Raw genomic sequence first — 11,777 nt, 5'->3', positions numbered from 1 at the left:
CTCTGCCTGCAGAGGGCTCTGACCCCGTATGTAGCCCCGCGTTATCATGGCGACGTCTTCCGCAACCCGGCGATGCCGATGTCCCTTGCCGCCGATGGTGCGCCTTCCGTGTCCGATACGCCGATGATCCGCCGCCGCGAGCCGGTGCAGCCCGGTGCGTGGCCCGACGACACGCTGCCGCTGCTGGCCCGCCTGTATGCCAGCCGTGGCGCGACCACGCCGGAACTGGCGCTGCCGCGGCTGGGCAACCTGCACGCGCCGGAGCTGCTCACCGGCATCGATGCGGCCGTCGCGCTGCTGGTCGACGCCATCGCCAACGACAAGCGCATCCTGGTGGTGGGCGATTTCGATTGCGATGGCGCCACCGCGTGTGCGGTCGGCGTGCGCGGGCTGCGCATGCTCGGCGCGCAGCACGTGTTCCATGCGGTGCCCAACCGCATGGTGCACGGCTATGGCCTGTCGCCTTCGCTGGTCGAGGAACTGGCTGATCTGCAGCCGGACCTGCTGGTCACCGTCGACCATGGCATTGCCTGCCATGCCGGCGTCAACGCAGCCAAGGCGCGGGGGTGGCAGGTGCTGGTGACCGACCACCATCTGCCCGGGCCGCAGTTGCCGCCGGCCGATGTCATCGTCGACCCGAACCTGGAAGGCGATGACTTCCCCAGCAAATCGCTGGCCGGTGTCGGCGTCATCTTCTATGTGTTGATGGCACTGCGCCGGCAGATGCGCGAGGCCGGCGTGTTCGCCGATGGCAAGGGTCCGGACCTGACCACGCTGCTGGATCTGGTGGCCGTGGGCACCGTGGCCGACCTGGTGGTCCTGGATGCCAACAACCGCGCCCTGGTCAGTGCCGGCCTGCGTCGTCTGCGCGCCGGGCACGGCTGCGTGGGCCTGAAGGCGCTGATCGAAGCCAGTGGCCGCGACAGCGCGCGATTGACCGCCACCGACATTGGTTTTGCGCTCGGCCCGCGCCTGAACGCTGCCGGTCGCCTGGAGGACATGGCCCTGGGCATTGCGCTGCTGCTGACCGAAGACCCGCGACAGGCACGCGACATCGCCCAGACCCTGGAGCAGATCAACGCCGAACGCCGCGCGGTGCAGCAGTCGATGACCGACGATGCCGAACAGGCGTTGTCGCGCGTGGTACTGCAGTCCGAAGGCGAGCGTCCGGTGGCCGCCTGCCTGTTCGATGCCGACTGGCACCCCGGCGTGGTCGGCCTGGTGGCATCGAAGATGAAGGATCGCCTGCACCGTCCGGTGATCGCCTTCGCTCCGGCCGAACCGGGGGCGGACACCCTGCGTGGCTCGGCGCGTTCCATCCCGGGCCTGCATATCCGTGATGCGCTGGCGCTGGTCGACGCGCGTCATCCCGGCCTGGTCGAACGCTTCGGTGGGCACGCCATGGCGGCCGGGCTGAGCATGCGCCTGGAGCATCTGCCTGCGTTCGAGGCGGCCTTCGTCGCCATCGTGCAGGAAGTGCTGGACCCGGCCGCGCTGCAGCAGCATGTGCTCAGCGATGGCGAACTGGCCGTGCACGAGCTCGACCATCGCCATGCCGATGCCCTGCGCCTGGCCGGTCCGTGGGGGCAGGGCTTCCCCGAGCCGATGTTCGATGGCCACTTCGAAGTGGCCAACTGGCGCGTGCTGAAAGAGCGCCACCTGAAGCTGGAACTGCGCCTGCCCGGCCTGCCGGGCACGGTCAACGCCATCCACTTCGGCGGCTGGCACGGCAATGCACCGGGGCGGCACGTGCACCTGGCCTACCGTCTGGCCTGCGATGACTACCGCGGCGGTGCGGCGATCCAGCTCATCATCGAGCATTGCCTGCCGGCCTGAACCTGGAGTGCGGCCCATGCCGATGCACAGGCCGCGCCTTTTCTGTCACTCGCTCAGGGCTGGACCTTGCTGACCACGGTCGGCATGTCCCAGGCGCCGCCGGCTGCCACCAGGCGGCACAGGCCCGAGGTGGCTTCGCCGGTCTTCACGAAGCGCTTGCCGTCCCAGCTCCAGTCCGTGGTGTGCCAGCAGTCACCCAGGCCGCGTCCCTTGTGGGCGGCACTGATGACCCGGCCATCGCTGTCGCTGCCTGACGTGGTGACCAGCACCGGATTGAACGGCGCCTTGTCATTGGCCACCCAGAAGCCGTAGCCCTCGTTGTAGGCCGCGCGCCAGCACAGCGTGGACACCAGCACCTTGTCGCCGGACAGGCGGGTGATCGTCAGCTCTTCCGGCTCATCGATCATGGGGTGGCCTTCCGGGCTGATGGCCGCGCAGTCATCGGCCGGCGTCGCCGCGCGCAGTGCACGGCGCAGCGCCGTGGCCTGCGTCTGCGCCATGGCGGTGTCGGCAGGGCGCGTAGCGGGCAGCTTCGGCAGTGTCACCAGCGGCGGGGCCAGCGCCGGCAGCACCTTGTCCTCGCTGCCATTGCCCTTGCGTACCAGTGCACCCGGGGTGCCGAGGCGGCCCTGGAACTCGTCCATCTTCAGCAGCACCGCCGACGCGCCGCTGTCGGACAGCGTCCAGCGCTGGTTGCCCCCGCCCACCACCTCGATGCGGCTGGTGCGGGTAAGTGCCGCCAGCAGCGCATCGGTCTGTGCCGGCGTCAGCGCGCCGGTGCCTTCCTTCAGCGACAGGCGGCCCAGGTCGGTGCCGTTGATCTGCAGATGGACGTTCGCGCCTGGCGCCAGCTTCGGCGCGCCCTCATCGTACTGGCCCAGCATCAACTGGCCCTGCACGCGCTGCTGCGGGCCGGCCGCGCGGGTCAGCAGCACCGACACCGCCGGGCCGTCGCCCTCATCGGACTGGTAGCCCGCTGCGCGACAGGTACGCGTGTTGTCGCACGACAGCGTCCAGTCATTGTGGGTGAACGGGAAAGGCGAGGTCGGGGCAGCGGCGGCAGGCAACGAAACAGCCAGCAGCACGGACAGGAACAACGGGCGCATGCACATCCTTATGGGGGAAAACCGGACGCTATGGTGCCGCGCAGGTGCAGGGCTGACCAGCCGCTCTGTGACGGAATATATGTGACGCGAAGCACATTACGACGGAAAACCTTAATGAATTCATCTCGTTATATGACCATGTGACCGTCAAAAAGCTGGCGCCCGTCACGTCTGGATGGCACAGTCGGGCCACGACCAACATGGGACGACGGAACGCCCGATGTACGCCGAATCACTGCTCCCCGGCGCCGCACTGCAGCGCCTGCACCAGGACCGACGCCTGATCCGCGTCGAAACCGCTTTGGACCCGGATACCTTCCTGGTCAAGCGCTTCGATGGCATCGCCTCGGTCTCCAGCCCGTTCACCTACCGCATCGACCTGCTTTCCATCCAGCCACGGCTGGAGCTGAAGCAACTGGTCGGCCAGCCGCTGCGCCTGCAGCTGGGGGATGAATTCGGCGACCGCAGCGTGCATGGGTATGTGCGCGAGTTCGCCAGCACCGGGCAGCAGGCACAGTTCAGCGCCTACCGCGCCGAACTGGCGCCGTGGTTCGCCTTCCTCGACTACACCTGCAACTGCCGCATCTTCCAGGATCGCACTGCGCTGCAGATCATCGAGGAAGTCTTCGAGGGTTATGCGCAGCTGGCGCGGTACCGCTACGACCTCAACCCCGGCAAGCTTGCGCCGCTGCCGTACTGCGTGCAGTACAACGAATCGGACTTCGCCTTCGTCAGCCGCCTGCTGGAAGACGCGGGCCTGTACTACAGCTTCGTTTACGACGACGAGGGCCACGAGATGGTGATCAGCGACGATTCGACGCTGAGCACTGCCCACGGCGAGCCGCAGCCGATCGCCTACGTTTCCGACCAGGGCACCCTGGCCAGCACCGGCCTGCATCGCTGGGGCGCGCGGCGCCGGGTCGGCCCGAGCGTGCAGACCCTGCGCAGCTTCGACTTCAAGCAACCGGGCGAACGACTGGATGGCAACCAGGGCAACCAGGTGCCGATGGGCCTGCTGCCGCCGTTGGAGCAGTACCGTTACGACGGTGCCGCGCGCTTCATGAACAGCCGTATCGGCACGGCGCTGGCCGCCGTGCGCAACGAAGAAGTGACCTGGCCGACCAAGCTGTTCGAGTGTGCGGGCAATGCCGGCGAGATGGAGGCCGGCGGGTGCTTCGACCTGGAGCGCCATCCGGATTTCATCGGCCGCGACGACACTGATCGCAGCTTCTTCGTGGTCAGCGTGCAGCGCGAAGGCCACAACAATTTTGCCGCCGATTTCGGCAGTGCCGAAGCGCCCAGCGTGGAAGTGCAGGCCGAAGTGCTGCGCCGGCGCATCCCGTACCGCCCGCTGCGGCTCACCCCCTGGCCGCGCATGCCGGGCCCGCAGACTGCCACGGTGGTTGGCCCGCCGGGCGAGGAACTGCACGCCGACCGCTATGGCCGGGTAAAGGTGCAGTTCCACTGGGACCGCCAGCTGGACCGTCGCGAGAACGCCTCGTGCTGGATCCGCAGCGCCAGCCCCTGGGCCGGCGCCGATATGGGTGGCGTCTCGCCACCGCGCGTGGGCCAGGAAGTGATCGTTGATTTCCTCGACGGTGATCCGGACCGGCCGATCATCACCGGGCGCGTCTACAACGAAGACAACATGCCGCCGTTCGGCATGGAGGTCAGCGGCCTGAAGTCGAAGACCGTCAAGGGCGCAGGCTGGAATGAAATCACCATGCACGATGGCGCCGGCGGCGAGCTGCTGAACATGCGCGCCCAGCGTGACATGGTCACCACCGTCCTCAACGACCAGAACGCCAGCATCAAGAACAACAAGTCGACCACGGTGGCGGTGAACCACACCATGGGCGTTGGCGCCAACCAGGACATCACTGTCGGCGGCAACCGCGGCATCACCATCACCGGCACCGATACGCTCGGCGTTACCGGCACGCGCACCACCAATGTCACCGGTGCGGTCACCGAGAAATACGAAGCGGGCGAAACCAAGACGATCGTGGCTGCCGGCTACACCGAAACCATCACCGGTGATTTCAAGACCACGCTGACCGGCAACTACACCAGCCAGCGCACCGGCACCTGGGCCGAAACCGTGACCTCCACCTCCAGCCGCACCGTGGGTGGGCTGGTCACCGAGACCCTGCAGGCCGCTCGGGAAGTGACGATCACCGGGCAGGACAAGCGCAAGGTGCAGGGCAAGGTCGACGACAGCAACGTCGGCGAGCGCGTCATCGATGTCACCGGCAACTTCAGCCAGGATGCCACCGGCACCCACAGCCAAGGCTCGGACGGGGCGATGAGCCTGGAGTCGGCGGTCAAGCTCACCAGCAAGGTCGGCGGCTCGGTCATCGAGATCACCGACAGCGCGATCAAGATCACCGCCGGTGGTTCGGAGGTGGTGATCGACGCCGGTGGTGTTTCGGTCAACGGCAGCGAGATCAAGCTCAACTGCTGAGCCGCAAGGGAGAAGCACGATGCAGGACACCCCCATGCTGCGTGGCCTGAACGCACTGCGCGATGCCTGGCTGGATGCAAGCGCCGACAGCAGCCGGCGGCTGCTGGTCTGGCGCCTGCCGGCCGCCGCCAGCCGCTTGCTGGCCGCGTTCTTCGAAATGCAGCGCAACGACGCGGGTCGCGATACGCCGGATTACTTCCTGCGCATCGATACCGCCTATGAACTGGGCTTCCGCTACAGCCGCCAGGTCAAGCAGGACCTGCTGGACCGCTATCTGGCCAGCCAGGACGATCTGCGTTCGCAGCAGGTGCCGCTTGGGTGGCGGGGCCCGCATGAGGCGCACCCGGACAGCGCGCACGGCGTGGTGCAGGTGCTGGAGAGTTTCATCGACCATCACGGCGAACACCTGCGCCTGCTGGCGGCGGTGCTTGAGCCGGAGCGCAGCGTGCCGGGCGAGGGTTTCGAGCGCTGGGTGGACGCGGCGCTGGCCGCCGATCCTGGTGCGCGCCTGCGCCTGGTGCTGGTGGATACCGAAGAAGATCCGCGTTGGCAGTCGCTGCTGGACCGTCACGGCGCGCTGGCGCGTGTGGTCAGCGCCCCGGTCGACATGTTCGGCATCGCCCGCGACACCGCGGCGCAGTCCGGCGGCCGTGGCCCGGAAGTGCTGTACCGGCAGCTGCTGGCCGACCTGATGCTTCTGCTCGAGCGCGGCAGCCCCTCGCAGGTCGTTGCCCGCGCCGGGCGCGCGCAGGGGCTGGCGCAGCGGCATGGCTGGCAGGACCAGCAGTCGGTGGTGCAGATGATGGTGGCCGGCGCGTGGTTGAAGCATGGCGACCACGGGCAGGCGATCAACAGTTACCGGCAGGCGCGCAGCGCGGCCGAGGGCGCGCGCATGAGCGGCAACCCGGCTGCACCGGAACTGGTGATGCAGAGCTGGTTCGGCGAAGCCGGCTGCTGGCTGGCCGCCAAGCAGCCCGAGCGCGCCGCACAGACCTACCTGCAGGCCTCGACGTCGGCGGCGAGCATTCCGCACCCGATGTTCGCGCTGGAAGGCCAGCGCATGGCCGGGTGGTGCCAGTTGCAGGCCGGCCAGCGCGAGGCCGCGCGTACCCAGTTGCTGGAAGCCATCCGCATCGCCAAGCCACTGGCGCCGGCCGACCGCAAGGCCACCACGCTGCCGCAGGCGCTGTGGGACCTGCTGCAGCTGCAGGATGCGCGCCGCTGCGAATCGCTGCAGCAGGTGGCCAGCGACTACCTGCAGGCCAGCACCGGCCTGCTGGAAAAGGCCGACGCGCAGGGGCGTGCGCTCGGGCCGCAGCCGCCACGCCAGGCACTGGATGCGATCGATGCCGAGCTGGATGCAACGCTGGAGCGTGGTTTCCACCGTGCCCAGCAGGAGCGCGAGCGGCTTATCCAGGGCGGCGATGAGTTTTTCCGCAAGATCGTGGCTGTCGGTCGCGATTTCCTCGACCCGGGCTGGAATGGCCTGCCAGCCATCGAGCACCCGCTCGACCATGACATTCCGGTGTGGAGCGAGCCGCCGGCGATGCAGCCGCTGCCCGACCCGTCGGGCCTGCTGCAGCCGCCCGTGACCGCACCCGCCGGAACGACCGTTACAGGAGTTGCTGTTGCATGAAGTCGAACAAGACCGTGGTGATGCTGGTGGCCATCGTGCTGGGCATCATCGTCGTGACCTGGATCAGCGCCGAGTACCGTGACGAAGTAAAGGCGTTCCTGCGCGCGTTGTTCCGCGCCTTGTAAAGCAACAAGGAGTGTTGCCGTGAGCATCGCCGCCAAGCATTTCGATCCGCAGCTGGGCATCGACATCCACATGTACGCGGTGCCGCCGTGCCCGCTGCCGACGCCGCACATCGGCCTGGTGCTGGATCCGTTCGACTACATCCCGTTCATCGGGTCGACCATCAAGGTCAATGGCGTGCACCGCGGCACTGCCGGTACCGGTGGCCTGGACATCCACATTCCGCTGGGCGTGTGGGGGCCGCCGCTGGCTGCGCCGATGGGGCCGCAGTTCGACGGCGAAGAGATCTTCATGGGCAGCCGCACGGTGTCGGCCGATGGCGAGCCGTTCTCGCGGCTGGCCATGCCGGTGCTGGACTGCAACCTGGCCGGCATGATCAACCCGTTCCGGGTGAAGAAACCGAAGAAGCCGCTGCGCGCGATGTCGCTGCCCACCGGCCTGAACGTGGCCATTCCCACCAGCGTCACCATCGGCGGGCCGCCCACGGTGTCCTGGACCGCGCTGGCGTTCCGCGCCGCGTTTGCCGGGCTGGGCAAGCTGCGCAAGAGCGCCTTCTTTCGCAAGAAGATGGATGCCTTTGCCAACTGGCGGCGTGGCAAGTGGGGCCATCTGCCCTCGAGCTTCCTCAAGTGCAAGGTGCTGCGCGCCGAGCCGGTGGATATCCGCGATGGCAGCGTGGTGGTCAGCCACCAGGATTTCGACATTCCGGGGCGGCTGTCCTTCGCCTGGCAGCGCAGCTACGGCTCGCGCCGGGCGGGTGAGCCGGGCCTGTGCGGCGCCGGCTGGCAGACGCCGGCCGATATCCGCCTGGAACTTCTGGACGATGGCAGCGTGTGGCTGTCCGGCCCGGACCAGGCCGCGTTCTTCCCCGAGCTGCCACCGGCCGACGGCGAGGCCGGGGCGATCCTCGATTTCGTCGACGGCGCACGCCTGCTGCGGCGGCGCGGGCAATGGCAGGTGCGCTTCAAGAGCGGCCTGAAGTATGTGTTCGGCGGCGAACTGCCGGCAGGCGTCAGCGCGCTGCCGAATCCGCAGTCGTGGCCGATCGAGCGCATCGAGGATGCCCACGGCAACCACTGGCGGTTCGAGCGCCGCGACGGCCATCTGGTGCGCATTGTCGAAAGTGGCGTCGGCGACCTCCAAGGGCGCTTCATCGAGGTGGAGGCACGCCACGGACGCATCGACCGGATGGCGCTGCATGACCCGGCCACCGGCCTGGTGCATCCGCTGGTGAGCTACCGCTACAGTGGCGAGGGTGATCTGTTGGCGGCTGTCGATGCGCTGGGTGCGCCGCGCACCTTCGCGTACGAACAGCATCGTCTGGTGCGGCACACCGACCGCGTGGGCCTGTCATTCCACTACGCGTTCGACCCGCAGGGCAGGGTAGTGCACTCGTGGGGCGATGGCGGCCTGTACGACTACCACTTCGAGTACGACGCGCTGCTGCGCGAAACCCGCGTAACCGACTCGCTGGGCCATCTGAGTGTGGTCAAGTTCGACGAGAACCAGCTGCCGCTGTGCGAGATCGATCCGCTCGATGGCGTGACGCTGTTCGAGTACGACGACTTCGGGCGGACCGTGGCGGTGACCGATCCGGAGGGGCTGCGTACGGCATTTGCCTATGATGCGCAGGGCAACCTGGTCTGCCTGACGCGCGCCGATGGCACGTCGATCCAGATGGAGTACGACCTGGACGACCATATGGTGTCGCTGCGGACGCCGGATGGCGTCGACTGGCAACAGGCGTATGACGGCCGGGGCCTGCTGGTCAGCCAGACCGATCCACTGGGTGCAACCACACGCTTCGAGTACGACGCACGGGGACAGTTGGAGTCGCAGACCAACGCGCGGCAGGCAGTCACACGCCTGCGCTATGACCGACATGGGCTGGTGGCTGCCGTCATAGATGCACTCGGCCATGAGAGCCGCTTCGAGCATGATCCGCTCGGCAACCTGCTGCGCCAGGTGGATCCTTTGGGACAGGCCAGCCGCTACGAGTACGACGTCAAGGGACGCCTGCTGGCCACCGCTGGCCCCGATGGCGCCGGTGTGCGCTGCGAGTACGATGCCGAAGATCAGCTGGTGCGCTACACCGATGAAGTAGGCGCGCAGACGCGGCTGCAGTACGTGGGCATCGGACAGATCGGCAAGCGCCTGCAGGCCGATGGCCACAGCGTGGAGTACCGCTACGACACCGAAGAGCAGCTCATCGCGGTCATCAACCAGCGTGGCGAGACCTATCAGCTCGTACGCGATGCGTTGGGCCGCATCGTCGAGGAAGTGGACTACTGGGGGCAATCACGGCGTTACAGCTACGATGCTGCCGGGCGGCTGACGGCGACCCTGGATCCGCTGGGCCAGCGCATCGCCTTTACCACCGACAAGCTTGGGCGTATCACCCGCAAGACGCTGCCGGATGTGCGCCATTCTGGCCAGCAGGTGCAGGAACACTTTGTCTACGACGTGCAGGGTCAGATTGTCGAGCTGCGCAATCCGGCGCGCACGGTCAAGCGCTGCTATGACCCGCTGGGCCAGTTGCTGGAAGAGCTGCAGGATGGCTTCCGCGTGGGCTATGGCTACGACGCGGTCGGCAACCGCGTGTTGCGCGAGACCTCGGCGGGTAACCGCGTGGCGTTTGGCTACGACCTGCGGGACCAGACGGTGTCGGTGGCGATCAATGACGAGTCGCCGATCTCCATTGAGCGCGACGCGTTGGGTCGCACGACACGCGAGCAGCTGAGCCCACATCTACAGCGCGACTTCACCTATGACAGCCGCAACCTGCTGACCTCGCAATCGGTACTGAAGGATGCCGCGCCGCTGTTCGAAACGCGTTATGACTACGACCGCAGTGGCAACCTGACCCGGCGCAGCGACAGCGCACAGGGCGTGGACGAGTACCGCTACGACGCGATCGGGCGCCTGCTGCAGCACATCGACCCCAAGGGGAAGGTGGAGCGCTACTTCAACGACCCGGCGGGCGACCGGCTGCGCACCGAGGTGAAGCAGGTTCAGGCGCGCAAGGTGGTGGGCGGTGACGATGACGACCTGACCACCTGGACGCGCGAAGGCGCCTACCAGGGCATGCACTACGTGTTTGACCGGGCAGGCGACCTGGTGCGCAAGGGCGTGCCGCATGGGGATGCGCCGGATGACCTGACGCTGATCTGGGATGCCAACCATCGGTTGGCCGAGAGCCGCCGCAACGGGCAGTCTACGTACTACGGCTACGACCCGCTGGGACGGCGGGTGTTCAAGCGCAATCCGACGCAGACGACGTGGTTCTTCTGGGATGGAGATGCTTTGCTGGGTGAGGTGCAGCAGGCCAACGATGCCGAAGAGGCGGCGCCGGTCTGGGTGGGTAATGTGGCGAGCCTGGTGGAGGTGAGGCGTCGGCAGCGGCGGTTGGAAAAGCTGCATGAGCGGGTGCGGGAGTATGTGTACTACCCGGGGACGTTTGTGCCGTTGGCTTGGGCCGAATTTGTCAGATACGACGAGAAATCTGCCCCAGTTGCAGAGGCACCAGGGCCCCTCGATCCGATGCGTGAGGACGTGCTCGATGCTCTCTCTATTGACGCATCCGATGCAGGTGAGCGGAAAGTAGCCGCCAGCACAACTTCTCGTCCCTCCGGGTCCGCACTTGGTCAGCTGGGTGGGTCATTGTTGGGGCAAAGTAGACCTAGGCCCACAGACGAACTTCGCCTGAAGAATTCTTCAGTATCGAACGAGCTCGCTCACCCTGTAGGGGGTAGGGCAGTGCAAGATATGAACCTCCTGGCTGTGGATGAGGCTGACCAGCCTGTTGCGCCCGTGGATCGATCTGCACCCCGAGTGCGTCGAATGGGTCTTTTCTGGTTAGATCCGAATGGGGCGATTGTCAGGGCGCTGGATACTTCTGGGGCTCAGGTATGGACAATAAAATATGCCGTATGGGGGGCCGACGAGGGTAGCGAATCGGGGGGGATGGAGCTCTTCGTTCGTATGCAAGGGCAGTATCGGGACATTGAGACAGGTCTCTACTACAATAGAAACCGGTATTTCGATCCGTTGTTGGGGAGCTTTGTATCGCCTGATCCGCTCGGTCTCGATGCTGGGGAGTGTTTATACGAATACTCCATAAATTCGATCGCTTATTGCGACCCGTTGGGTTTGAAATACAGGAAGACCACGGCGAGCGATGGAAGGACGGTTTACCAGAATGATGAGGCATTCAATCCCCATAGGAAGGTGTCGTGGGAAGATGCGGAGACAGGTGAGTTCAGGCGAGGTACCAATCTGGACAGGATGTCTGAGGGTCTGGCCCCGATTGGCAAGGACGGGCGGCCTGTTCAACTGCATCATCTCACCATGACCGAGGCTCCAGGGATGAACGGGCGGCGAGGTTCATTGGCTGAAATCAAGGCATCCATTCATTCGAAGTACACGTCAATCCTGCACATACCGTTCCCCAGGAATCCGAACAACAAGCGTCAGACTCTTCCTCGGTACCCTAGCTTCAGAAGGAATAACGACGGAAGCGCGTCATTGCTCGCTGGTCAGTTTGATAGCTTTAGGGAGTCATATTGGAAATCAAGGGCGCAATCAATAATCGCTGGCTGTCGACAATGAGGTG

At 66.1% G+C, this 11,777-nt stretch carries 6 protein-coding genes; 5 read left to right on the top strand and 1 reads right to left on the bottom strand.

The window, feature by feature from the left end; genetic code table 11:
- Positions 1 to 78: 78 nt before the first annotated feature.
- Positions 79 to 1,836, top strand: coding sequence for a single-stranded-DNA-specific exonuclease RecJ (gene recJ / locus C1926_RS11810; RefSeq protein WP_108760680.1), 1,758 nt, complete (start codon positions 79 to 81; stop codon positions 1,834 to 1,836).
- Between the two features lie 53 nt (positions 1,837 to 1,889).
- On the opposite strand, the gene C1926_RS11805 is transcribed toward recJ, so the two are convergent.
- Positions 1,890 to 2,942, bottom strand: a complete 1,053-nt coding sequence (locus C1926_RS11805) for a DUF1176 domain-containing protein (protein WP_108759318.1) — start codon at positions 2,940 to 2,942, stop codon at positions 1,890 to 1,892.
- Positions 2,943 to 3,162: 220 nt separating this feature from the next.
- On the opposite strand from C1926_RS11805, the gene tssI reads away from it, so the two are divergent.
- From tssI to C1926_RS11790, 4 genes are read left to right on the top strand one after another with little or no spacing between them, the layout of a single operon-like run.
- Positions 3,163 to 5,406, top strand: a complete 2,244-nt coding sequence (gene tssI, locus C1926_RS11800; RefSeq protein ID WP_108759317.1) for a type VI secretion system tip protein TssI/VgrG — start codon at positions 3,163 to 3,165, stop codon at positions 5,404 to 5,406.
- A gap of 19 nt (positions 5,407 to 5,425) precedes the next feature.
- Positions 5,426 to 7,042, top strand: coding sequence for a hypothetical protein (locus C1926_RS11795; RefSeq protein ID WP_108759316.1), 1,617 nt, complete (start codon positions 5,426 to 5,428; stop codon positions 7,040 to 7,042).
- A complete protein-coding gene (locus C1926_RS21915; RefSeq protein WP_006441023.1) occupies positions 7,039 to 7,167 on the top strand; it encodes a hypothetical protein in 129 nt (42 codons plus the stop codon). Before C1926_RS11795 ends, C1926_RS21915 begins: the two co-directional genes overlap by 4 nt.
- Positions 7,168 to 7,186: 19 nt before the next feature.
- Positions 7,187 to 11,773 (top strand): HNH/ENDO VII family nuclease, encoded by a 4,587-nt coding sequence (locus C1926_RS11790; protein ID WP_108759315.1) that lies wholly within the window; start codon positions 7,187 to 7,189, stop codon positions 11,771 to 11,773.
- The last annotated feature ends 4 nt before the right edge of the window (positions 11,774 to 11,777 follow it).

This window comes from Stenotrophomonas sp. ZAC14A_NAIMI4_1, assembly GCF_003086915.1.
GTDB lineage: Bacteria > Pseudomonadota > Gammaproteobacteria > Xanthomonadales > Xanthomonadaceae > Stenotrophomonas.
This window is presented reverse-complemented; position numbering and strand designations above follow the sequence as displayed.

Excerpts from the sequence above, each read along its gene's own strand:
- tssI (WP_108759317.1), top strand. The coding sequence starts at position 3,163 with ATGTACGCCGAATCACTGCTCCCCGGCGCCGCACTGCAGCGCCTGCAC.
- C1926_RS21915 (WP_006441023.1), top strand. The coding sequence starts at position 7,039 with ATGAAGTCGAACAAGACCGTGGTGATGCTGGTGGCCATCGTGCTGGGC.
- C1926_RS11795 (WP_108759316.1), top strand. The coding sequence starts at position 5,426 with ATGCAGGACACCCCCATGCTGCGTGGCCTGAACGCACTGCGCGATGCC.
- C1926_RS11805 (WP_108759318.1), bottom strand. The coding sequence starts at position 2,942 with ATGCGCCCGTTGTTCCTGTCCGTGCTGCTGGCTGTTTCGTTGCCTGCC.
- recJ (WP_108760680.1), top strand. The coding sequence starts at position 79 with ATGTCCCTTGCCGCCGATGGTGCGCCTTCCGTGTCCGATACGCCGATG.